Origin of the sequence: Streptomyces sp. NPDC048441 (assembly GCF_043200235.1) — a bacterium.
GTDB lineage: Bacteria > Actinomycetota > Actinomycetes > Streptomycetales > Streptomycetaceae > Streptomyces.
Window position 1 is genome coordinate 250,900 of record NZ_JBICXM010000003.1, and the last position, 22,794, is coordinate 273,693.

The window sequence follows — 22,794 nt, forward strand, 5'->3', positions numbered from 1 at the left end:
AGCACTCATCCGCACTGCACCAGGGACGACGACGCCCTCACGCGTCACTTGGTTCCCTGTGGTCTGCATGGCGCACAGACTACGCACCGTCAAAACCCTCGTAGGACCGAAGTTCACCCCAAATCAGGCAAGTTACTTACTACGAATCAGTGATGTGACGCCGTTCACCGTTTCCCCTCTTGTCTCAACAGGCGGGCCGTTCTATCGTCTCGATGTATCGAGTCGATACATCAGCTCGGCATAAAGACCGTGTCGACAGACGCTGGCAGACGGGAGGCGAAGATGAGCAGACGCTCCGGCATCCTCGAGTTCGCCGTGCTCGGCCTGCTGCGCGAGTCCCCGATGCACGGCTATGAGCTGCGTAAACGGCTCAATACATCGCTGGGAGTGTTCCGGGCCTTCAGTTACGGGACCCTCTACCCCTGCCTCAAGACGCTGGTCGCCAACGGCTGGTTGATCGAGGAGTCGGGCGGCACCCCCGAGGACGCCCTGGCGGCTCCTCTTTCCGGGCGCCGCGCCAAGATCGTCTATCGATTGACGGCGGAAGGTAAGGAGCACTTCGAGGAGCTGCTCTCCCAGACCGGCCCGGACGCGTACGAGGACGAACACTTCGCCGCCCGCTTCGCCTTCTTCGGGCAGACCTCGCGGGACGTACGCATGCGGGTGCTCGAGGGGCGTCGCAGCCGCCTCGAGGAGCGACTGGAGAAGATGCGCGCCTCCCTGGCCCGTACCCGGGAGCGCCTGGACGACTACACGCTTGAGCTGCAGCGGCACGGAATGGAGTCCGTGGAGCGCGAAGTGCGCTGGCTGAACGAGCTCATCGAGAGCGAGCGAGCGGGGCGGGACCAGCAACGGTCCGCTCCGGACGGCTCTGCTCAGCACGACAGCACATCTGGGGAGTCGGGCGGCCTGCCCCGGCGGCGGGAGACCAACCCGCCGCCGGATCCGTCCGATGACACCGCCAAGTGAGGTTCCGCGTTCCGCAGGGCCTCATCCGGAATACACAGATCACACAGGGAGCAACCGGAATGGGTTCGGTTCGCGTAGCCATCGTCGGCGTGGGCAACTGCGCCGCCTCGCTGGTCCAGGGCGTCGAGTACTACAAGGACGCAGACCCGGAGGCCAAGGTCCCGGGCCTGATGCACGTCAAGTTCGGCGAGTACCACGTCGGCGATGTCGAGTTCGTCGCCGCCTTCGACGTGGACGCCAAGAAGGTCGGCCTCGACCTCACGGACGCCATCGGCGCCAGCGAGAACAACACCATCAAGATCTGCGACGTGCCGAGCAAGGGCGTCACCGTCCAGCGCGGCCACACCCTCGACGGCCTTGGCAAGTACTACCGCCAGACCATCGAGGAGTCCGACGAGACCCCGGTCGACGTCGTCCAGATCCTCAAGGACCGCAAGGTCGACGTCCTGGTCTGCTACCTGCCCGTCGGCTCCGAGGACGCTGCGAAGTTCTACGCGCAGTGCGCCATCGACGCCAAGGTCGCGTTCGTCAACGCCCTTCCGGTCTTCATCGCCGGCACCAAGGAGTGGGCTGACAAGTTCACCGAGGCGGGCGTGCCGATCGTCGGCGACGACATCAAGTCGCAGGTCGGCGCCACCATCACGCACCGCGTGATGGCGAAGCTGTTCGAGGACCGCGGTGTCCGTCTCGAGCGCACCATGCAGCTCAACGTCGGCGGCAACATGGACTTCAAGAACATGTTGGAGCGCGACCGCCTCGAGTCGAAGAAGATCTCGAAGACGCAGGCCGTCACCTCGCAGATCCGCGACCGTGAGCTGGGCGAGAACAACGTCCACATCGGCCCGTCGGACTACGTCGCGTGGCTCGACGACCGCAAGTGGGCGTACGTCCGCCTCGAGGGCCGCGCCTTCGGTGACGTCCCGCTGAACCTGGAGTACAAGCTCGAGGTCTGGGACTCCCCGAACTCGGCCGGTGTCATCATCGACGCCCTGCGCGCCGCGAAGATCGCCAAGGACCGCGGCATCGGCGGCCCGATCCTCTCCGCGTCCTCGTACTTCATGAAGTCCCCGCCGGTGCAGTACTTCGACGACGAGGCGTACGACAACGTCGAGAAGTTCATCAAGGGCGAGGTCGAGCGCTAAAGCTCTTCGCTCGAACGTCTGTCGAGGGTCCCCGGGCAATCCGCCCGGGGACCCTCCTCGTATGTGAGGCTGTGCCCCATGGCTGTCGTCGGTGACCTGCGCGTATTGCTGCGCCTGCGGGACTTCCGGCGCCTGCTCGCCGTGCGGCTGATCTCCCAGGGCGCGGACGGCGTCTATCAGGTGGCACTCGCCACGTACGTCGTCTTCTCGCCGGAGAAGCAGACCTCGCCGACCGCGATCGCCTCCGCGATGGCGGTGCTGCTCCTGCCCTACTCGCTGATCGGCCCCTTCGCGGGCGTGCTCCTCGACCGCTGGCCGCGTCGTCAGGTCTTTCTGTACGGCAATCTGCTGCGGGCCGTGCTTGCTTCGGTGACCGCGCTGCTGATCCTTAGCGGCGTGCCTGACTGGCTCTTCTACGCCTCCGCGCTCTGTGTCACGGCCGTCAACCGCTTCGTCCTCGCCGGGCTCTCGGCCGCGCTGCCGCGCGTGGTCGACCCCGATCGCCTGGTCATGGCCAACTCCCTGTCACCGACCGCGGGGACCTTGGCCGCCACCGCGGGCGGTGGCCTCGCGTTCGCCGTGCGCCTGGCGGGCTTCGACTCGGACGCGGCGGTGGTCCTGATCGGCGCCGCCCTCTACCTATGCGCGGCGCTCGCCTCACTGCGGATGGCGCGTGAGCTGCTCGGTCCGGGCCCTGAACTGGTCAAGACGCGGCTCCGTGCGGCGTTGTCCGGTACGGCACGGGACCTGATGGCCGGGGTGCGGCATCTGTCGCAGCGGCGCCCGGCCGCCCGTGCGCTGCTCGCGATGACACTCATGCGGTTCTGCTACGGCGCCCTGTCGGTCATGGTCCTGATGCTCTGCCGGTACGCCTGGTCGTCCTCGGAGTCCGACGGGCTCGCCCTGCTCGGACTCGCGGTGGGGGTTTCGGGGGCGGGCTTCTTCGTGGCGGCCGTGGTGACGCCATCGGCGGTGAACTGGCTGGGCCCCGGCGGCTGGATCACCGCCTGCGCGGGAGCCGCGGCGATCCTGGAGCCGTCCCTCGCCCTCCCCTTCACACCTGCCCCACTGCTGATCGCCGCGTTCCTCCTCGGCCTGACGACTCAGGGAGCGAAGATCGCCACGGACACGGTGGTGCAGTCGGCGGTGGACGACAGCTTCCGTGGCCGGATCTTCTCGCTCTACGACGTGTTGTTCAACGTCGCTTTCGTCGGTGCGGCGGGAGTTGCCGCGCTGATGCTGCCGCCTGACGGGCGATCGGTTCCGCTGGTGGTCACGGTGGCCGTTATCTACGCGGCAATTGCTGCTACTATGGCCAGATTTGGCGCGCAGTAAGTGTCACATCAATGCCACAGAGCCCCTCTGAGCTACAGAGATGCCACTGCCCCCCGATAACTTACGGACGTCGTATCCGCGCCATCGCGCTTCCGTTCGAGGGGGACCCCTAAGTGACTACTCCGCCCCAGGGCCAGAATCCGTACGGCCAGGGCGTGCAGCCCTACGGCCAGCCGGGGCAGCCCACCGCTCCGCAGCAGCCCTACCCGCCCTACAACCAGGGCGCCCCGCTTCCGCCTCCGGCCGCTCCGAGTGGTGGCCGTCGCGTCAACAAGCTGGTGCTGCGCATCGGTGCCGTCATCGTCGTCGGCATCCTCGTCGCTGTCGGCAAGTGGTACTTGGGCAAGAGCGACGCTGAGACCACCGCCGTCGGTGACTGCCTGCACAACAAGGGCACACAGTCGCAGCCGAAGCTGGAGAACGCCGACTGCTCCTCGAGTGACGCCGAGTTCAAGGTCATCGAGAAGTTCGACGGCACCAGCAGCGTCAGCAAGTGCGAGACGGTCAAGGGGACCGAGGTCTCCTACTACCAGACCGGCGGCAGCCACGATGTGGTGCTCTGCCTGAAGCAAGCCAAGTAACGGCATACGCGAAGGGGCACTGTTTCACGTGAAACAGTGCCCCTTCGCACGTCCGGATCCGCTGTGATGTTTCACGTGAAACATCGCCGCGAACCTCACCTCACTCCTGCGCTGCCCACCACTCCTTGAGCGCCGCGATCGCCGCGTCCCGCTCCATCGGCCCGTTCTCGAGCCGCAGCTCCAGCAGGAACTTATAGGCCTGACCGATCACCGGGCCCGGCCGCACCTCCAGGATCTCCATGATCTCGTTGCCGTCCAGGTCGGGACGGATCGAGTCGAGCTCCTCCTGCTCCTGAAGCTGCGCGATGCGCTCCTCCAGGCCGTCGTACGCACGGGACAGCGCATTGGCCTTCCGTTTGTTGCGCGTCGTGCAGTCGGACCGGGTCAGCTTGTGCAGCCGGCTGAGGAGGGGGCCCGCGTCGCGTACGTAGCGGCGTACGGCCGAGTCCGTCCACTCGCCCGTTCCGTAGCCGTGGAAGCGCAGGTGCAGCTCCACGAGGCGCGAGACGTCCTTCACGAGCTCGTTCGAGTACTTGAGCTCCGTCATCCGCTTCTTGGTCATCTTCGCGCCCACCACCTCGTGGTGGTGGAAGGAGACCCGGCCGTCCTCCTCGAAGCGCCGCGTACGCGGCTTCCCGATGTCGTGCAGCAGGGCCGCGAGCCGCAGCGTCAGGTCCGGGCCGTTCTCCTCCAGCGCCATCGCCTGTTCCAGAACGATCAGCGAGTGGTCGTAGACGTCCTTGTGCCGGTGGTGCTCGTCACGCTCCAGACGCAGCGACGGGAGCTCGGGCAGAACACGGTCGGCGATGCCTGTGTCGACAAGTAGAGCCAGCCCCTTCGCGGGGTACGGCGAGAGGATCAGCTTGTTCAATTCGTCACGGACGCGCTCCGCGGAGACGATGTCGATGCGCTCGGACATCGCCTTCATCGCGGCGACGACCTCGGGAGCCACCTCAAAGTCCAGCTGCGCGGCGAATCGCGCGGCCCGCATCATCCGCAGCGGGTCGTCGGAGAAGGAGTCCTCCGGGGTGCCAGGAGTCCGCAGGACACGCTCCGCCAGGTCCTCGAGCCCCCCGTGCGGGTCGATGAACTCCTTCTCCGGGAGCGCCACGGCCATCGCGTTGACGGTGAAATCACGGCGCACGAGGTCTTCCTCGATGGAGTCGCCGTACGACACCTCCGGCTTGCGCGAGGTCCTGTCGTACGCCTCAGAACGGTAGGTCGTGACCTCGATCTGAAAGCGCTGAATAGCGTCTCCGACGCGGGCATCCTTCTGGCTCCCCACCGTGCCGAAGGCGATCCCCACCTCCCACACCGAGTCCGCCCACGGCCTGATGATCTTCAGTACGTCTTCGGGGCGGGCCTCGGTCGTGAAGTCCAGGTCATTGCCGAGCCGGCCAAGGAGCGCGTCTCTGACCGACCCGCCGACCAGGGCGAGAGAGAACCCGGCCTCCTGGAAACGGCGGGCAAGGTCGTCCGCGACAGGGGACACACGCAGTAGTTCACTGACCGCGCGGCGCTGCACCTGACTCAGTGCGCTGGGAATTTCTTCATTGGCGTTCGGCACAACAGAAAAGGGTACGTGCCCCGGACGCCCCCAGCCGCCCGGTTTTCAGCGGGGCTCCGAGAGCCGCGCGCCCCTCTCCGGCCAGGTCTTCCGATCATGTGGAGCAGTCCGCGGCACTTCGCCACAGCGCACCTCGTTACCATGCGTGGACGCACAACCGACGACCACTGACAACAACGAGGACGGGCAACGCGTGGCCGAGGCGGCAGACTTTCCGGGGACCAGTCCCTCACCTGCCCGCCGGTGGCTGCGGCGTACGGCAGCGTTGATGGCCGCGGCCCCTTTGCTGACCGGGATGCTGCAGCTTCCGGCGGAGGCGGCTGCGCACGCCGCCGTGCCGAGCGCGGCGGCCGACGCCACCGGTTCAAGGACCGTCGACGTCTCGCTCGACTCGCTCACACCCACCGCCCCGGTGGACGGCGACACGCTCACCGTCTCCGGCACGGTCACCAACAACGGCAAGCAGACGGTGACGGGAGCCCAGGTCGGGCTGCGCCTCGGGCCGGTCCTGAACGGCCGGAGCTCGATCGACTCCGCCGCCAAGCGCACCGGATACCAGCCAGGAGCCGACGGCACGGAGGTCGGCGGCAAGTACGTCGAGAAGTTCTCCAAGCTGACCCCCGGCGTCCGCCAGGACTTCAGCATCTCCGTCCCGGTCAAGGCGCTGGACCTCGGCGCCGACGGTGTCTACCAGCTCGGTGTCTCCCTCACGGGCCGGACCGCCGCACAGCCGTGGTCCCAGGTCCTCGGCTTCGAGCGGACCTTCCTGCCCTGGCAGGCGGACGCCAGCGACACGAAGACCAAGACGACCTACCTGTGGCCGCTCATCTCCACCCCGCACCTCACGGCGGAGACCGGCTCGGACGAGCAGCAGACGCCCGTCTTCACTGACGACGACCTGACGAAGGAGCTCGCCCCGGGCGGCCGCCTCGATCAGATGCTGTCCGCGGGCCGCGAGCTCGACGTCACCTGGGTCGTCGATCCCGACCTGCTGGCCTCGGTCGACGCGATGACGCGGAACTACCGAGTACAGACCGCCGACGGCAAGAGCACCACGGCGGGCAAGGGCCAGGCGGTCGCCAAGGACTGGCTCAACAAGCTCGAACAGACCGTGCAGGACAAGAAGGTCGTGGCGTTGCCCTTCGCCGACCCCGACCTCGCCTCGCTCGCCCACAACGGCAAGACCGTCACCGGGTCCCTCGGCCAGCTCAAGGACGCCACCGATGCGGGGTCCGACGCCGTGAAGACAATCCTCCACGTCAAGCCCCGGTCGGACTTCGCGTGGCCCGTGGACGGCGCGCTCGATCCGTCGGTCGTCGATGTCTCCACCTCTGCGGGCGCCCACACGGTGATCGCCCGGAGCGACAGCATGCGCGAGACCGGCGGGCTTCTGTACACACCCAACGCCGCCCGGCCCATCGGCGGCGGCACGACGGCCGTGGTGGCCGACGCACGCCTCTCCACGGCCTTCCAGGGCGACATGACGGGGGCCGAGAGCTCCACGCTCGCCGTGCAGGAGTTCCTCGCGCAGAGCCTGATGGTGACACTGCAGGACCCGGATAAGCAGCGGAGCATCGTCGTCGCTCCACAGCGTATGCCGTCCGCCAGCCAGGCCCAGTCGATGGCCAAGGCGCTGACCGCCCTCTCCGACGAGCGCTGGACGCAGCCGCAGGACCTCTCGACGGCGGCGAAGGTGAAGCCAGACCCGGCGGCCACGACCCAGGTGCCTTCGGCCGGGTCCTACCCGGCGTCGCTGCGCAAGCAGGAGCTGCCGAAGTCGGCCTTCCAGTCCATTCAGAACACCCGGAACAAGCTCAGCCGCTTCAAGACGATCCTCAGCGAGCCCGACCGCGTGATCACTCCCTTCGGGCGGGCCATAGACCGTGAGATGTCCACGTCCTGGCGCGGGCGGGCCGGCGAGGCGGACACATTCCGCCGTGGCGTGGAGAAGTACCTGACGACGCTCATCGATCAGGTGGCGCTGATCAAGAAGTCTGACGCGAAGCTCTCGGGGCGCAGCGCCACGATCCCGGTGACGGTGCAGAACAACCTCGTCCAGGGCGTCGACCACATGGTTCTGCGCCTGACGTCGGAAAACCCCACACGTCTGAAGATCGGCGGCAAGGCCTACTGGGAACAGCCGGTCAAGGTCGCGGGCGGGCACGCCCAGTCGGTGAAGTTCACCACCACGGCCAACGCCAACGGCCCGGTGCCGGTCTACGCCCAGCTCTACACCGAGGACGGCCAGCCCTACGGCAAAGCGGTCAAGTTCGACGTGAACGTCACCGAGATCACCCTCACTGTGATGCTCGTCATCGCGGGCGGCGTCCTCCTCCTCGTGCTCGCCGGATTCCGGATGTACACCCAGCGCAAGCGGGCCGCCCGGCAGCAGGCCGAGGCGAGCACGGACAGCGGACCCGACGACGACTCCGACGGGGAGTCCGGCAGCGAGTCCGGAGAGGACGACCCCGAGCAGCCGAGTGACCCGACACCGGACACCGCTCCGGAAAGCACCGACCCGTCGGACACGGGTGAGAGAGTGGACCGTTGAGCGATGTCGTGGCCGGTGGGCCCGGGGACGATGAGGTGGGGTAATCCATGAACGCGCCGTACGACGGTGACCGTGGCCAGGGCGCGGGCGGTTCCGGTCCCCCTGAGGACGGACAGGTGCCACCCCAGCCTGCCCCGGACCTGTACCTCCAGGACGCCTACGACCAGGACCCTTACCGGGCGCAGGATCTCACCGCCCAGGATCCGGTGACAGAGGCGCTGTACGACCGCGCCGCGCACCCCCCGCCGCCGCCCGGCTACTACCAGGACCCCCAGCCCCTCTACGCCCAGCCACCCTCCCCCCAGCACGCCCCGGACCCCCGTGTGTGGGCCCAGACCCCGGCCCCCGAGCCCGAAGGACCTACCCGGCACCTCCCGTACGGCGACGACGCCCGTACGACGCAGTTCGTGGGCGTCGACGACCTGGTCACCCAGGCCGGGGAGGAGCGCCACGAGCCGGACGCCTTCGCCCACCTCTTCCGGGACCAGCAACCGGGCGGCTACCGCGAGCAGCCCGGCGGCTACCAGCAGGACGGCTACCCACAGGGCAACGGCTATCCCCAGGGCAACGGCTACCAGCAACCGGGCGGCTACCAACCCCCCGAGCCCCCGGTGGTCCCGGCCCCGGCAGCTCCCCCGACCCCCGCACCGGCGGCCCCGGCCCCGAAGTCGGGCGGCGGGCGGGCCTCGAGCCTGCTGAAGTCGAGCGCGGTGATGGCCGCGGGCACGCTGGTTTCCCGGCTCACGGGCTTCGCGCGCACCCTGGTCATGGCCGCCGCGATCGGCGTCGGCACGCTCAACGACTCGTACCAGGTCGCCAACGTCCTTCCGACGATGATCTACGTCCTCGTCGGCGGCGGCGCCCTGAACGCGGTCTTCATCCCTCAGCTCGTCCGCGCCATGAAGAACGACGACGACGGGGGCGAGGGATACGCCAACCGCCTTCTCACCCTCGTCATGGTCCTGCTGGCGAGCGTCACCGTCATTTGCGTGGTGGCAGCGCCGCTGCTCGTGCGCATGATGTCGCCGACGATCGCCGAAGACCCCGTCCGGATGGAAGTGACGGTCACCTTCGCCCGCTTCTGCATCCCGACGATGTTCTTCATGGGCGTGCACATCGTGCTCGGCCAGGTCCTCAACGCCCGCGGCCGCTTCGGCGCGATGATGTGGACCCCTGTCCTCAACAACGTCGTGGTCATCACCGCCTTCGGGGCGTTCATCTGGGCCTTCGGCAGCTTCAACGACACCGGCATCAACGCCAGCACCATCACGCCCGAAGGCGTACGTCTGCTGGGTCTCGGCACCCTGCTCGGCCTCGCCGTGCAGGCACTGTCGATGGTGCCGTATCTGCGTGACGCGGGATTCAAGCTCCGGCTCCGCTTCGACTGGCGCGGCCACGGACTCGGCAAGGCCGCCCGGCTCGCCAAGTGGACGCTCTTCTTCGTCCTCGCCAACCAGCTCGGCATGGTCGTCGTCACCCAGCTGGCCACCAGCGCCGGTGCGACCGCCGAGAAGCTCGGCCACCCCGGCACCGGCATCACCGCCTACAACTACGCACTGCTGCTGTGGATGATGCCGCAGGCCATCATCACGGTCTCGGTTATGACCGCGGTACTGCCCCGTATCTCCCGCTCCGCCAACGACGGAGACCCCGCAGCCGTCCGTGACGACATCTCCTACGGTCTGCGCACCTCTGCCGTGGCGATCGTGCCGTGTGCCTTCGCCTTCCTCGCCCTGGGCCTGCCCATGGCCACGCTCCTCTACGCCAGTTCCGGCTCGGGCGCACTGAACATCGGGTACACCCTGATGGCCTTCGGCCTCGGCCTGATCCCGTACTCGGTCCAGTACGTCGTCCTGAGGGGCTTCTACGCCTACGAGGACACGCGCACGCCGTTCTACAACACGGTCATCGTCGCGGCCGTCAACGCCGCCGCGTCGGCGCTCTGCTTCTTCGTCCTGCCTGCCCGCTGGGCCGTCGTCGGCATGGCCGCCTCCTACGGCCTCGCGTACACCGTCGGTGTCGGCATCGCCTGGCGTCGGCTGCGCACACGGCTGGGGGGCGACCTGGACGGCGCGCAGGTGGCGCGTACCTACACCAGGCTCATCGGGGCCTCGATTCCGGCGGCCCTCCTCGGCGGAGCCGTCAGCTTCGCGATCCTCAAGGCTCTCGGCGACGGCGCCATCGGCTCGCTCGCGGCACTGGTCGCAGGAGGAATCGTTCTCGGCGGCGTCTTCTTCGTGGCCGCCCGAAAGATGCGGATTGCGGAGCTGAATTCCATGGTCGGGATGGTCCGCGGCCGTCTCGGACGGTGAGATCCAGGGGGTTCGCACAACCATCACCGGCCACTGCGTGTCGTGCATAGGGCCGGACTGTGGGCACAATTGGCTTTGGCGTCTGACAGAGCGCAACGGATGGGGAGGCAGGAACGACGGTGGCGGAACGGAGCACGGCTGCCGTCGACGTGGCAGACAACAGCGGCGATGAGCCGCTGACCGCGAAAGCGGACGAGGCCACGGCCGACGGGGTGGCCCAGACCCGGGAGCGGGAAACGGCAGAAGAAGGCGAAGCAGAGACCGGCGAGCCCACGAGCTCGGGGGCGGCATCACCCCCCGAGCTGCACAGCGGCCACAAGCTCGCCAGACGCTATCGACTCGAAGAGTGCGTCACCCGTCTGGACGGTTTCAGCAGCTGGCGTGCGGTGGACGAGAAACTCCGCCGGGCCGTCGGCGTGCATCTGCTGCCCGCCGACCATCCGCGGGCACGATCGGTACTCGCAGCGGCCCGCTCGTCGGCGCTGCTCGGCGACCCCCGCTTCGTGCACGTCCTGGACGCGGTCGAGGAGAACGACCTCGTCTATGTGGTGCACGAGTGGCTGCCCGACGCCACAGAGCTCACCGCGCTGCTCGCGGCGGGCCCTCTGGAGGCGCACGACGCGTACCAGCTCGTCAGTCAGGTCGCCCAGGCCATGGCGGCCGCCCACCGTGAGGGCCTCGCCCATCTGCGGCTGACCCCGAGTGCGGTGCTGCGGACCTCGTCCGGCCAGTACCGCATCCGTGGCCTCGCCGTGAACGCGGCGCTCCGTGGCATCAGTTCCGACACCCCGCAGCGCACGGACACCGAAGCGGTCGGCGCGCTGCTGTACGCCTCGCTGACCCAGCGCTGGCCGTACGAGGACGATGCGTACGGCCTCGCAGGCCTCCCCAAGGGCGTCGGCCTGATCGCCCCCGACCAGGTGCGCGCAGGCGTGCACAGGGGCCTCTCCGAGCTCGCCATGCGCGCGCTCGTGAACGAGGGCGCGACGGCCTCCCGCCAGGAGCCGCCGTGCACGACGCCGGAGGAGCTGGTGAAGGCGATCGGTGAGATGCCGCGCATCCGCCCGCCGGAGCCCGTGTTCACCGCACCGCCCGAGTACCAGCGCACGACCTATCAGCAGGGCACCTACGGCCGCACCGCGCCCCGTCCGGGCGCCACCCAGCCGGTGCCGACCCCGCCGCCCCCGCTGCAGAGCCGTACCGGAAAGGCCCTCAAGTGGGCCGTGTCCGCACTCCTGATCGCGGCTCTGGGACTCGGCAGCTGGCAGCTGGCGGACGCGCTGATGGACCGGGGGAACTCAGATGACCCCGGCAGCTCGGACACCTCCGAAGGCGGCGACAAGAACAAGCCGAAGCCCTCGCATCCGATCAAGATCGAGGATGGCGAGGAGTACGTCCTCAAGGGCGACGCGCAGGACACCGTCGGCGTCCCCAACACGTACGACGGCGACAGCTCTACGTACTGGCGGACCAACAGCTTCATAGGCGGTCCCAAGCTCGCGCCCTACAAGCCCGGCGTCGGTATCGTCTACGACCTCGGCAAGGACCAGGACGTGTCGGCCGCGTCGATCGGGCTCCGCTATGCGGGCAACCACACGACGGTCAAGCTGTACGCCGCGGACTCGATGTCCTCCTCGACGCCTCCGAGCTCGATGAAGCAGATCGGGACCGTCACGACATCGGGCGGAACGGCGAAGGTCAAGGCGGAGAAACCGGTCAAGACGCGGTACGTACTCGTCTGGCTCACCGATGTACCCGAGTCACCCCGTGATGAATACAGCGGCGCGGGGTACAAGCAGGCCATCACGGACGTGAAGTTCACGGGCTGAGGAACGGGCCGACCGGGGGGAGGGGGTTCGACGGTGGATGACACCACGCACGGCGAGATGAACGACCAGGACCTCCTGGCCCGCCATGTGGCCGGAGACAAGGATGCCTTCGGTGAGCTCGTCCGGCGCCATCGCGACCGGCTGTGGGCCGTGGCCCTGCGCACGCTGGGAGACCGTGAGGAGGCCGCTGACGCGGTCCAGGACGCTCTCGTCTCCGCCTATCGCGCCGCGCACACCTTCCGTGGGCAGTCGGCCGTCACGACGTGGCTGCATCGGATCACCGTGAACGCCTGCCTCGACCGGGCGCGCAAGGCGGCGTCCCGGAAGACCTCACCCATCGACGACACGGAACGGCTCGAGCAGCTCCTCGAGCCGCATGAGTCGGCGGCGGCTCCCGTCGAGCGTGGCGATCTGCACCGCGAACTGATCGAGGCACTGGGCACACTGCCGCACGACCAGCGTGCCGCGCTCGTCCTCGTGGACATGCAGGGCTATCCCGTGGCCGAGGCGGCCAGCGTGCTCGAGGTACCCACGGGCACCGTCAAGAGCCGCTGTGCGCGCGGCCGAGCCAGACTGCTGCCGCTACTCACCCACCTGCGTGCGGAGACGCGTACGCAGGGCGGAGACAGCGGCGATGAACAGGACGCCAGGAAGTCAGACCCGGGAAGGAACCGGACGCAGGGGACATCCGTCCCACCTGCAGCGGGGCCGCGGGATGCGGGGCCAAGCGATTCAGCTGCTGTGAAGGGCGGAGGTGGGCGAGCGTGACGACGACGACCGACTCAGCCGGGCACCCAGAAGTCGCTGAGATCTCCGACCTCACAGAGGGACTGCTCACGCCGTCCCGCACGGTCGACGTGCGACGACACCTCGGTGACTGCGAGCTGTGTGCCGATGTCTACGACTCCCTGGAGGAGATCCGCGGCATACTCGGCACGCTGCCGGGACCGTCGCGGATGCCGGCCGACGTCGCCAGCCGCATCGATGCGGCACTGGCCGCGGAAGCGCTGTTGGACTCCCTCGCACCCGATTCCGTCGGCATCGCACCGCGCTCCATCGGCTCGGTCGATCGCGATCCGATGCCCGAGCCCGTGGCTGCCGTGCATGTTTCACGTGAAACATCGCCCGCTCCCGATGAAGTTCCGGCTCGCAGTGAAGCGTCACCCAACTCACCCGCCGACCGACCCGCGGGCCACCCTCGCGCGGCCACGGGACCTGGACGCGGGAGCCGCTTCCGGGGCGGCCGTCGCCGCAACGTCGTGCTCGGTGCCGTCTTCACGGCGGCTGCCATCGGGCTCGGCTCCCTGCTGATGCAGACCATGGGCGGCAACTCGGGCGGAACCGACACGGCATCGGGTAACGCCGACTCCGCACACGCCTTCTCCGATGACAAGCTCCAGGGCCAGGTGACCGACCTGCTCGCCAAGGCGCCGACCACGGGACCCGGTTCCGGGAGCGACGAGCCGTCCTTCGGCGTGCGGTCCAGCCCGGAATCTCCGAAGGAGAAGAACGCACCGCTGCGGGAGACCGCGGTCTCCGTCCCCAAGTGCGTCCAGCTCGGCATCGGCGACCGGACACCACTGGCTGCCGAAGAGGGCACATATAAGGGGAAGGACGCCTACCTCGTCGTGGCGTCCCATGACTCCGACAGCACGAAGGTCTCCGCCTACGTCATCGACGCGACGTGCGTGGACAAGCCGTCGTCGGATACCTCCGCGGGCAAGGTACTGCTGACCCACTCCTACGCGCGGCCCTGACCCTCCCACCACCCGGCAAGAGGGTTCGGTCCGGCGTGTCATCCTGACGTCCCCGACATGCTTCGCTGACATGCTTCCGTGCGCTCGGACACGTCGGGAATGCATGCCCCGTAGGATCCGTTGGGTGGGGTGAGAGACCTGAGACAGGCACCCACCAGCAGTACGCAGCAGTCTCCAGAGACGAGGAATCAAGCCGTGACCGACGTCCGTAACGTGATCATCATCGGCTCCGGGCCCGCCGGCTACACGGCGGCGCTCTACACCGCGCGCGCGTCGCTGAAGCCGCTGGTGTTCGAGGGCGCCGTCACCGCAGGCGGTGCGCTGATGAACACCACCGAGGTGGAGAACTTCCCCGGCTTCCAGGACGGAGTCATGGGCCCCGAGCTCATGGACAACATGCGCGCCCAGGCCGAGCGCTTCGGCGCCGAGCTGGTGCCGGACGATGTGATCGCCGTCGACCTGAGCGGCGAGATCAAGACCGTGACGGACACGGCGGGCACTGTGCACCGTGCGAAGTCCGTGATCGTGACGACGGGCTCCCAGCACCGCAAGCTCGGCCTGCCGAACGAGGACGCACTCTCCGGCCGCGGCGTCTCCTGGTGCGCGACCTGCGACGGCTTCTTCTTCAAGGACCAGGACATCGCCGTGATCGGCGGCGGCGACACCGCGATGGAGGAGGCCACCTTCCTCTCCCGCTTCGCCAAGTCCGTGACGATCGTGCACCGCCGCGACAGCCTGCGTGCCTCCAAGGCGATGCAGGACCGCGCCCTTGCCGACCCGAAGATCAAGTTCATCTGGGACAGCGAGGTCGCCGAGATCAAGGGTGAGCAGAAGCTCTCCGGTCTGACGCTGCGCAACCTGAAGACGGGCGAGACCGCCGAGCTGCCCGTGACCGGCCTGTTCATCGCAATCGGCCACGACCCGCGCACGGAGCTCTTCAAGAGCCAGCTCGACCTGGACGACGAGGGCTACCTGAAGGTCGAGGCTCCCTCGACCCGGACGAACCTGACCGGCGTCTTCGCTGCCGGTGACGTCGTCGACCACACGTACCGCCAGGCGATCACGGCGGCCGGTACCGGTTGCTCCGCCGCGCTCGACTCCGAGCGGTTCCTGGCTGCCCTCGCGGACAGCGAGACCGCCGCAGCCACCGTCTGACACCCCATCCTCCCCACCGCACCACCAAGTTAAGGAGCCCGCCGTGGCCGGCACCCTGAAGAACGTGACCGACGCTTCCTTCGAGGAAGACGTCCTCAAGAACGACAAGCCCGTCCTCGTGGACTTCTGGGCCGCTTGGTGCGGCCCGTGCCGCCAGATCGCGCCGTCTCTCGAGGCGATCGCGGCTGAGCACGGCGACAAGATCGAAATCGTCAAGCTCAACATCGACGAGAACCCCGGCATCGCCGCCAAGTACGGCGTCATGTCCATCCCGACCCTGAACGTGTACCAGGGTGGCGAGGTGGCCAAGACGATCGTCGGCGCCAAGCCGAAGGCCGCTCTTGAGCGTGACCTCGAGGACTTCATCGCCGAGTAACGAGCGACGTTGTTTCACGTGAAACACGAATGGGCCAGCCCTCCAGGGCTGGCCCATTCGCATGACTGCGGTGTTAAGGGGTGGGCGCGTCAGAGCGGTCGGAGCGCTGGCTCCTTCTGCACCGCCCCGAGCAATCGGTCCAGCGCCAACTCGACGTCCTCTTTCCACGAGAGCGTCGTACGCAGCTCAAGCCTCAGTCGTGGATACGAGGGGTGCGGACGGACCGTCTTGAAGCCCACCGCCAGGAGATGATCCGCGGGCAGCACACAGGCAGGCTTCTGCCATCGGGCGTCCCCGAAGGCTTCGATCGCCTTGAACCCCCGGCGCAGCAGATCCTTCGCGACTGTCTGGACGATCACGCGACCGAGCCCCTGGCCCTGATAGCCCGGCATGATCCACGCGGTCATCAGCTGCACGGCATCGGGCGACACGGGACTCGTCGGAAAAGCGGTGGCACGAGGCACGTAGGCCGGTGGCGCGTACAGCACGAAGCCCACCGGAACATCATCGACGTAGACGACTCGGCCGCACGATCCCCACTCAAGGAGGACGGCGGAGATCCACGCCTCCTTCTCCAGCTCCGGCGTTCCGGCCTTTACCGCGGCCTGGCCGCTGACCGGGTCCAGCTCCCAGAAGACACACGACCGGCAACGCTTGGGAAGGTCCGGAAGGTTGTCCAGCGTGAGCGGTACGAGCCGACGCCCCATGAAGGCGGTTCCTCACTTCCTTCGCCCGCAGCGTCACGGGCGGCAGTCAGAGCGCTGCGTTCCTTCAGCAGGCTGCCGACGAATCCGCCGACTGCTCCCAGCCCAAGGCCCGCAGTCATCAGTTCGGTGCGGCTCACCGATCGCATGGCCCTCGCCTCCCCAAAGAGGTGCCGTCAGCTGGATGCGCCATACCCAAACGCATCGTATCCACGATGCCGATTGCACCGATACCGTAGGAAAGCAAAGAGCGGGCCGTGTTCCGGTACACACCGGACACGGCCCGCTCTCAGGGGTCGGAACTGATGAGGCTCAGGCCTCTCCGTCCTTGGACGTGTCGTCCTCAACAGAGCCCTCAGCAGGAACCTCGGCGGAGTCCTCGGCCAGTCCGTTCATCAGGACCGGACCCTCGCCCGGGGCGAGCGTCGAGAGGATGCGTTCCAGGTCCTCCAGAGAGGCGAAGTCGACGACGATCTTGCCCTTCTTCTGCCCCAGATCCACCCTCACCCGGGTCTCGAACCGGTCGGAGAGGCGCGTGGCGAGTTTGGTCAGCGACGGTGACACCCGACCCCCCGCACGCGGCCCCTTGGCACGCGGGGCGCTCTGCGGCCGCGATCCCATGAGGGTCACGATCTCTTCGACGGCCCGCACCGAGAGCCCTTCGGCCACGATCCGGTGTGCGAGGCGGTCCTGCTCCTCCGTGTCCTCGACGGACAGCAGAGCACGAGCATGGCCCGCGGAGAGCACTCCGGCGGCGACCCTGCGCTGAACCGCCGGCGACAGCTTCAGCAGCCGCAGCGTGTTCGAGACCTGCGGGCGAGAGCGGCCGATCCGGTCCGCCAGCTGGTCGTGCGTGCAGTTGAAGTCCTTGAGCAGCTGGTCGTAGGCGGCGGCCTCTTCCAGCGGGTTCAGCTGCGCACGGTGCAGGTTCTCCAGGAGCGCGTCCAGGAGGAGCTTCTCGTCGTCCGTCGCCCGGACGATCGACGGGATGCGCTCGAGCCCTGCCGCACGGCAGGCTCGCCAGCGCCGCTCACCCATGATGAGCTCATAACGCGAGGCACCCACCTGCCGTACGACGACAGGCTGGAGGAGCCCGACCTCCTTGATGGACGTCACAAGCTCGGTGAGGGCGTCCTCGTCGAAGACCTCACGGGGCTGCCTCGGGTTGGGCGTGATGAAGTCGAGAGGCAGCTCGGCGAAGTGCGCAGCGGCCGGGCTCTCCGGCTCCACCGCTCCGTACGTCGGCTCTTCCGTTTCATGTGAAACGGGGCTCTGCGGGAGCGCCGCCACCTTCGCGGCCGCCACCCCCCGCTCGGCCGTGAGCACCGGTACGGCGCTGGGTGAGGCCGACGCTGCACCCATAGCCTGGGCAGTCGACTTCTCTGTGGGGGCTGCAGGGATCAGGGCGCCAAGGCCACGACCAAGCCCTCTCCGTCGCTCGCTCACTGCATCCCCTCCGTCGTGCTGTGCTGATCATTCTGAGCGCCCAGGTGGGCGTGCTGTACGTCGTAGCGAACACCGGCGCCGCGTAGCGCGATCTCCCGTGCCGCCTCGAAGTACGAGAGGGCACCGCTCGATCCCGGGTCGTAGGTGAGCACGGTCTGCCCATAGCTCGGCGCCTCGGAGATACGGACCGAGCGAGGAATGCTCGTCCGCAGGACCTCTTCGCCGAAGTGGCTGCGCACCTCGTCCGCCACCTGTGAGGCGAGCCGGGTCCGGCCGTCGTACATGGTGAGCAGGATCGTCGAGACGTGCAGATGAGGGTTGAGGTGCCCCCGCACCAGATCGACGTTGCGCAGGAGCTGACCGAGCCCCTCCAGTGCGTAGTACTCGCACTGAATGGGGATCAGCACCTCCACACCGGCAACCAGGGCGTTGACCGTCAGCAGACCGAGCGACGGCGGGCAGTCGATGAGGACGTAGTCCAGCGGCTGCTCGTACGCCTGGATGGCCCGCTGCAGTCGGCTCTCCCTGGCCACGAGAGACACGAGCTCGATCTCCGCACCCGCGAGATCGATGGTGGCGGGGGCACAGAACAGGCCCTCGACATCAGGGACCGGCTGCACGACTTCGGAGAGCGGCTTGCTCTCGACCAACACGTCGTAGATGGACGGCACTTCGGCGTGGTGGTCGATCCCCAGAGCCGTGGAGGCGTTGCCCTGCGGGTCCAGGTCGATAACCAGGACGCGCGCGCCGTGCAGAGCGAGCGAAGCGGCGAGGTTGACGGTTGTCGTCGTCTTGCCCACTCCACCCTTCTGGTTGGCAACCACCATGACGCGGGTCTGCTCCGGTCGTGGCAGGCCTTCGCCTGCACGCCCAAGAGCTTCCACCGCCAGTTGGGCAGCACGACCGATAGGGGTGTCGTCCATCGGGGGCGGTGTTTCACGTGAAACATCCTCCCCCGCCGACTCGGTACGGGGACCGGGGACCGGATCGGTCATCGGTCCCGCGATGTTGGCGTCGGACCGCAAGGATTCACTCTCCTCGACTTCAGGCTCGCAATGAACAGAGCCTCCCATGCTTTGAGGGTCATGAACCAGCGAGGCCCGGTCTTCTGTGGACGAATCCACCTCTGTGGACAACTCGGGGCCCCGTTCGAGGGATCCGAGTGGTCGGCGGTCGCGAGGTTCAGCAGCGCGACTGCGACTGATGATGCCATGCAGCAGTGAGCGACGTTTCACGTGAAACACGATGCACCGCAGCCGGGGTGCCGCTTGCGCGACACCCCGGTATGCGTACGTTTGGCAGCTTGTGTGGAGTACGGCTCGTCGTCAGGACGGATCAACGACGGCGGCGGGTCCGCTCCGTGCGAGCGGCCTTGGCGCGCTTCGCTGCGAAGCGGACACCGCCGGGACTCTCCCCGACCTCGACCCGTACGACTGTGGACAGCGGGTCCACCACGCCCTCACCGACGTGCAGTACCGAGGTGGTCACCGCGCCGAGCTTGCTCAGCGCGGCTCCGGCGGCCTTGACCTCTTCCTCGGCCGTATCGCCCTTGAGCAACAGCATCTCTCCGTACGGACGCAGCAGGGGCACACCCCAGGCCGCGAGCCGGTCCAGTGGCGCCACGGCCCGCGCGGTCACCACGTGGACGGGAGGCAGCTTCCCAAGGACCTCCTCGGCGCGGCCACGCACGACCGTCACGTGGTCGAGTCCGAGCAGCTCGACTACTTCGGTGAGGAAGGTCGTCCGCCGCAGCAGCGGTTCAAGGAGCGTGATCTTCAGATCAGGGCGGACGAGAGCCAGCGGAATGCCCGGCAGACCCGCACCCGAGCCGACATCGCACACCATCACGTTCTCGGGCACGACCTCGGAGAGAACCGCACAGTTCAGGAGGTGCCGCTCCCACAGCCGGGGCACTTCGCGGGGCCCGATCAGGCCGCGCTTCACTCCCGCATCGGCCAGCAACTCCGCGTACCGGACCGCGTCCGAGAAGCGCTCGCCGAATACCGCCCGAGCCTCCTCGGGTGCCGAGGGGAGCTCCGCTTCCTCCGTCACGGGGACCGTCCTTCCGTACCGCACTGGGGTGGCTGACTATCAGGCTGACAAAGACCGGCCCCGCCTGCGAGCAGACGGGGCCGGGAAAGCGACGTGGATCAGGCGGGAAGCACGACGACGAAGCGCTGCGGCTCCTCGCCCTCGGACTCGCTGCGCAGCCCTGCGCCCTTTACCGCATCGTGCACGACCTTGCGCTCGAAGGGCGTCATCGGCTTGAGGTTCACCGGCTCACCGGAGCTCTTCACCTCGGCCGCGGCCTTGGCGCCCAGCTCCGAGAGCTCCTCACGCTTCTTGGCGCGGTAACCCGCGACGTCCAGCATCAAACGGCTGCGGTCACCGGTCTCGCGGTGCACCGCGAGACGGGTCAGCTCCTGGAGTGCCTCCAGAACCTCACCGTCACGGCCGACGAGCTTCTGCAGATCGCGGCCGTTCGAGTCGCTGATGATCGAGACAGCGGCACGGTCGGCCTCGACGTCCATGTCGATGTCGCCGTCGAGATCGGCGATGTCCAGCAGACCCTCGAGGTAGTCCGCCGCGATCTCACCCTCCTGCTCAAGACGGGTGAGAATGTCGCCGGCGTCGACCTCGGCTTCGGCGGGGGCGGTGGTGCCTTCCGTCACGGGATGGACTCCTTCTACTTCTTGGACGGGTGCTTGGGCCGCTGCTGGCCCTTGCGCTGCCCCGACTTGGCTTGGCGTGCGTTACCTGATCCGGACTTGCCGCCCGCGGCCTTGTCCTTGGGAGCGGCGTCCTCAGGCTCGTCCTGGGTCTTCTCCAGCGACGTCTTCGCGTCCGAAGCCGTCTCCGCGTCACTCTCCGCCTTGCTCTGTGCGGCGGCGGACTGGCGCTGTGACTTGCTCTGGCGCTTGGGCTGCTGCCGCTTCGGGGCACCACCGCCGGCCGGAGTGCCGTCCTCGGTCTCCGTGGCGACAGCGGAATCACTCGGCGCGACGGAGCCGTCGGCCTGGGCCGCCAGGCCTTCCTTGCTCAGACCGTTGATGAACTTGCGCTCGAACTCGTTGCGGTCACGGCCCTTGGCGACGATCGCCTTGATGATGTTCGTGTTGCCACGGCCCCGCACCTTCTTGGTGTGCGTGAGCTGCTTCTGCAGGCGCTCCAGGAACGCGGCCTGGGCCTTGGAGCCCGGAGTCGGGTTCCGGCGGATCACGAACATCTGCTGGCACATGGTCCACAGGTTGGTGGTCAGCCAGTAGACGAGGACACCGACGGGGAAGTTGATGCCGAAGACGGCGAACATGACCGGGAAGACGTACATCAGCATCTTCTGCTGCTGCATGAACGGCGTCTTGACCGTCGTGTCCACGTTCTTCGTCATCAGCTGGCGCTGCGTGTAGAACTGCGAGAACGACATCAGGACGATCATGATCGCGGTCACGACGCGAACGTCGGTCAGCGAGGCGTGAAGCGCCTCGACCTTCTCCTGGCTGTCCATGAACTTCGCGGCCAGCGGGGCCCCGAAGATGTGCGCCTTCTGCGCGCTCTCCAGGAGCGGCTTGTCGATGACGCCGATGGTGTCGTTCGACGCGATTCCGCTGAGCACGTGGTACAGGGCGAAGAAGAACGGCGACTGCGCCAGGATGGGAAGGCAAGAGGAGAGCGGGTTGGTACCCGACTCCTTGTACAGCTTCATCATCTCTTCGGATTGACGCTGCTTGTCGCTCTTGTAGCGTTCCTGGATCTTCTTCATCTCGGGCTGCAGCGTCTGCATCGCCCGGGTCGCCTTGATCTGCTTCACAAAGAGCGGGATCAGGCAGATACGGATCAGGACCACCAGGGACACGATGGACAAGCCCCAGGCCCAGCCCGTGTCAGGACCGAAGATGGCCCCGTACAGCGAGTGGAACTGGACGATGACCCAGGAAACGGGTGTCGTGATGAAGCTGAACAGACTGGCAATCGTGTCCACTAATCAGGCTCCTTGAGCATGGGACGGGGTCTCGGCGGCCGGGCTCGGGGTATCCGGGGAGATCTCCCCGGACGGCACGCCAGCGGCGGAGGGCCCGCCCTTGCGCTCGCGCCACATGGCGCGCAGCATCTCGTGCCACCGCGGACGCTTGCGCGGCGGGACATGGTCGACGCCACCGAGCGACCACGGATTGCATCGCAGGATGCGCCAGGCAGTCAGCGCCGTTCCCTTGATCGCACCGTGCCGGTCGATGGCCAGGAAGCCGTAGCGGGAACACGACGGGTAGTACTTGCACACCGGACCGAGCAACGGACTGATCGTCCACTGATACAGCTTGATCAGAGCCAGCAGTGGGTACTTCATCGAGCGCCCCCTCCCAGCAGCCGCTGAAGAGCGGCATCCAGGTCTTGGGCCAGCTGTGCATGGGCGGCGTCGCCCGCACCGGGCAACGCTCGTACGACTACCAGGCTACCGGGGGGCAGCATGGCCACCCGGTCACGCATCAGATGGCGAAGCCTGCGCTTCACCTTGTTGCGTACGACTGCTCCGCCAACGGCCTTGCTCACGACGAAACCCGCACGCGTCGGGGGAACGCTCTCCCCAGGCGCGTGCGGGTCCGTTGCACCGCTACGTAGATGGACGACGAGAAGCGGGCGTCCGGCTCGTCGTCCTCGGCGTACCGCGGTCGCGAAGTCTTCGCGCCGCCTCAGCCGATGCTCGGTAGGCAGCACGACGTCATGACCTAAATACGTTTAGGCGGAAAGTTCGGCGCGACCCTTGCCACGACGGTTCGCGAGAATCGCGCGGCCGGCACGGGTGCGCATCCGCAGGCGGAAGCCGTGGGTCTTGGCGCGGCGGCGGTTGTTCGGCTGGAAGGTGCGCTTGCTCACTCGGGGGCTCCAGAAATGATTGTGTGGAGGCGGGACATCGCCTGGCTGTCACCGTGCGCCCACGAGAAGCTCGCGAATACGCACCGAGTGCACCGCTTCACAATCACAGATCGTGATCTTTGCCCATCGGAGGCAGGCGGCAGCAGCCATCGACAACTCGACCTGGTCACGGTACGCGGGGCTACGCCATCCGGTCAAACC

21 protein-coding genes are annotated in these 22,794 nt (G+C 67.6%); 11 read left to right on the top strand and 10 right to left on the bottom strand.

The features are described 5' to 3' along the window. Window positions 1–282 precede the first annotated feature (282 nt). From ACGFSB_RS09090 to ACGFSB_RS09105, 4 genes are all read left to right on the top strand, one after another. Window positions 283–969 carry a helix-turn-helix transcriptional regulator gene (locus ACGFSB_RS09090; RefSeq protein WP_393396315.1) on the top strand — a complete coding sequence of 229 codons (687 nt, stop codon included), beginning with the start codon at window positions 283–285 and terminating at the stop codon, window positions 967–969. 59 nt (window positions 970–1,028) lie between these two features. Further along, window positions 1,029–2,111, top strand: a complete 1,083-nt coding sequence (locus ACGFSB_RS09095; protein ID WP_393396316.1) for an inositol-3-phosphate synthase — start codon at window positions 1,029–1,031, stop codon at window positions 2,109–2,111. A gap of 78 nt (window positions 2,112–2,189) precedes the next feature. Then, window positions 2,190–3,446 carry an MFS transporter gene (locus tag ACGFSB_RS09100; protein WP_393396318.1) on the top strand — a complete coding sequence of 419 codons (1,257 nt, stop codon included), beginning with the start codon at window positions 2,190–2,192 and terminating at the stop codon, window positions 3,444–3,446. A 113-nt stretch (window positions 3,447–3,559) separates the two neighbouring features. Next, a complete protein-coding gene (locus ACGFSB_RS09105; protein WP_393396320.1) occupies window positions 3,560–4,027 on the top strand; it encodes a hypothetical protein in 468 nt (155 codons plus the stop codon). Between the two features lie 100 nt (window positions 4,028–4,127). Here the strand turns inward: ACGFSB_RS09105 and ACGFSB_RS09110 are convergent, their stop codons facing one another. Next, complete coding sequence (locus ACGFSB_RS09110; RefSeq protein WP_393396322.1) at window positions 4,128–5,594, bottom strand: CCA tRNA nucleotidyltransferase; 1,467 nt, start codon at window positions 5,592–5,594, stop codon at window positions 4,128–4,130. 193 nt (window positions 5,595–5,787) lie between these two features. On the opposite strand from ACGFSB_RS09110, the gene ACGFSB_RS09115 reads away from it, so the two are divergent. The 7 genes from ACGFSB_RS09115 (at window position 5,788) to trxA (ending at window position 15,574) form a co-directional block, all read left to right on the top strand. After that, window positions 5,788–8,145: a DUF6049 family protein gene (locus ACGFSB_RS09115; protein ID WP_393397024.1), complete on the top strand. Its 2,358-nt coding sequence runs from the start codon at window positions 5,788–5,790 to the stop codon at window positions 8,143–8,145. Between the two features lie 47 nt (window positions 8,146–8,192). Then, window positions 8,193–10,457: a murein biosynthesis integral membrane protein MurJ gene (gene murJ / locus ACGFSB_RS09120; RefSeq protein ID WP_393396324.1), complete on the top strand. Its 2,265-nt coding sequence runs from the start codon at window positions 8,193–8,195 to the stop codon at window positions 10,455–10,457. A 119-nt stretch (window positions 10,458–10,576) separates the two neighbouring features. Further along, complete coding sequence (locus ACGFSB_RS09125; RefSeq protein WP_393396326.1) at window positions 10,577–12,286, top strand: protein kinase family protein; 1,710 nt, start codon at window positions 10,577–10,579, stop codon at window positions 12,284–12,286. Window positions 12,287–12,319: 33 nt separating this feature from the next. Continuing rightward, window positions 12,320–13,054, top strand: a complete 735-nt coding sequence (gene sigM, locus ACGFSB_RS09130; RefSeq protein ID WP_393396328.1) for an RNA polymerase sigma factor SigM — start codon at window positions 12,320–12,322, stop codon at window positions 13,052–13,054. Beyond that, complete coding sequence (locus tag ACGFSB_RS09135) at window positions 13,051–14,043, top strand: hypothetical protein (RefSeq protein WP_393396330.1); 993 nt, start codon at window positions 13,051–13,053, stop codon at window positions 14,041–14,043. The genes sigM and ACGFSB_RS09135 overlap by 4 nt, the downstream gene beginning before the upstream one ends. Window positions 14,044–14,238: 195 nt before the next feature. Continuing rightward, a complete protein-coding gene (trxB, locus tag ACGFSB_RS09140; protein WP_393396332.1) occupies window positions 14,239–15,198 on the top strand; it encodes a thioredoxin-disulfide reductase in 960 nt (319 codons plus the stop codon). A gap of 43 nt (window positions 15,199–15,241) precedes the next feature. After that, entirely contained in the window at window positions 15,242–15,574 is a 333-nt protein-coding gene (gene trxA / locus ACGFSB_RS09145; protein ID WP_393396334.1) for a thioredoxin, read from the top strand. 89 nt (window positions 15,575–15,663) lie between these two features. Here the strand turns inward: trxA and ACGFSB_RS09150 are convergent, their stop codons facing one another. The 9 genes from ACGFSB_RS09150 to rpmH form a co-directional block, all read right to left on the bottom strand. Beyond that, window positions 15,664–16,281: a GNAT family N-acetyltransferase gene (locus tag ACGFSB_RS09150; RefSeq protein WP_393396336.1), complete on the bottom strand. Its 618-nt coding sequence runs from the start codon at window positions 16,279–16,281 to the stop codon at window positions 15,664–15,666. A gap of 309 nt (window positions 16,282–16,590) precedes the next feature. Then, a complete protein-coding gene (locus ACGFSB_RS09155) occupies window positions 16,591–17,724 on the bottom strand; it encodes a ParB/RepB/Spo0J family partition protein (protein ID WP_393396338.1) in 1,134 nt (377 codons plus the stop codon). Beyond that, a complete protein-coding gene (locus ACGFSB_RS09160) occupies window positions 17,721–18,797 on the bottom strand; it encodes a ParA family protein (RefSeq protein WP_393396340.1) in 1,077 nt (358 codons plus the stop codon). The genes ACGFSB_RS09155 and ACGFSB_RS09160 overlap by 4 nt, the downstream gene beginning before the upstream one ends. 262 nt (window positions 18,798–19,059) lie before the next feature. Beyond that, complete coding sequence (gene rsmG / locus ACGFSB_RS09165) at window positions 19,060–19,776, bottom strand: 16S rRNA (guanine(527)-N(7))-methyltransferase RsmG (RefSeq protein ID WP_393396342.1); 717 nt, start codon at window positions 19,774–19,776, stop codon at window positions 19,060–19,062. A gap of 98 nt (window positions 19,777–19,874) precedes the next feature. Then, entirely contained in the window at window positions 19,875–20,396 is a 522-nt protein-coding gene (locus ACGFSB_RS09170) for a protein jag (RefSeq protein ID WP_393396344.1), read from the bottom strand. Window positions 20,397–20,410: 14 nt separating this feature from the next. Continuing rightward, window positions 20,411–21,703, bottom strand: a complete 1,293-nt coding sequence (yidC, locus tag ACGFSB_RS09175; RefSeq protein ID WP_393396346.1) for a membrane protein insertase YidC — start codon at window positions 21,701–21,703, stop codon at window positions 20,411–20,413. A 3-nt stretch (window positions 21,704–21,706) separates the two neighbouring features. Beyond that, on the bottom strand, window positions 21,707–22,066 hold the full coding sequence (gene yidD / locus ACGFSB_RS09180; RefSeq protein ID WP_393396348.1) for a membrane protein insertion efficiency factor YidD: 360 nt from the start codon (window positions 22,064–22,066) through the stop codon (window positions 21,707–21,709). Beyond that, the gene (gene rnpA, locus ACGFSB_RS09185) at window positions 22,063–22,434 is read right to left on the bottom strand and encodes a ribonuclease P protein component (protein WP_393396350.1); all 372 of its coding nucleotides are present in this window, start codon (window positions 22,432–22,434) and stop codon (window positions 22,063–22,065) included. Before rnpA ends, yidD begins: the two co-directional genes overlap by 4 nt. A 21-nt stretch (window positions 22,435–22,455) precedes the next feature. Then, a complete protein-coding gene (gene rpmH, locus ACGFSB_RS09190) occupies window positions 22,456–22,593 on the bottom strand; it encodes a 50S ribosomal protein L34 (RefSeq protein WP_100597229.1) in 138 nt (45 codons plus the stop codon). Between the last annotated feature and the right edge of the window lie 201 nt (window positions 22,594–22,794).

Bases quoted from the DNA above. Each gene is read 5' to 3' on its own strand.
- ACGFSB_RS09090 (WP_393396315.1), top strand. From the start codon at position 283: ATGAGCAGACGCTCCGGCATCCTCGAGTTCGCCGTGCTCGGCCTGCTG.
- ACGFSB_RS09095 (WP_393396316.1), top strand. From the start codon at position 1,029: ATGGGTTCGGTTCGCGTAGCCATCGTCGGCGTGGGCAACTGCGCCGCC.
- ACGFSB_RS09100 (WP_393396318.1), top strand. From the start codon at position 2,190: ATGGCTGTCGTCGGTGACCTGCGCGTATTGCTGCGCCTGCGGGACTTC.
- murJ (WP_393396324.1), top strand. From the start codon at position 8,193: ATGAACGCGCCGTACGACGGTGACCGTGGCCAGGGCGCGGGCGGTTCC.
- ACGFSB_RS09150 (WP_393396336.1), bottom strand. From the start codon at position 16,281: ATGGGGCGTCGGCTCGTACCGCTCACGCTGGACAACCTTCCGGACCTT.
- ACGFSB_RS09160 (WP_393396340.1), bottom strand. From the start codon at position 18,797: ATGGGAGGCTCTGTTCATTGCGAGCCTGAAGTCGAGGAGAGTGAATCC.
- yidD (WP_393396348.1), bottom strand. From the start codon at position 22,066: ATGAAGTACCCACTGCTGGCTCTGATCAAGCTGTATCAGTGGACGATC.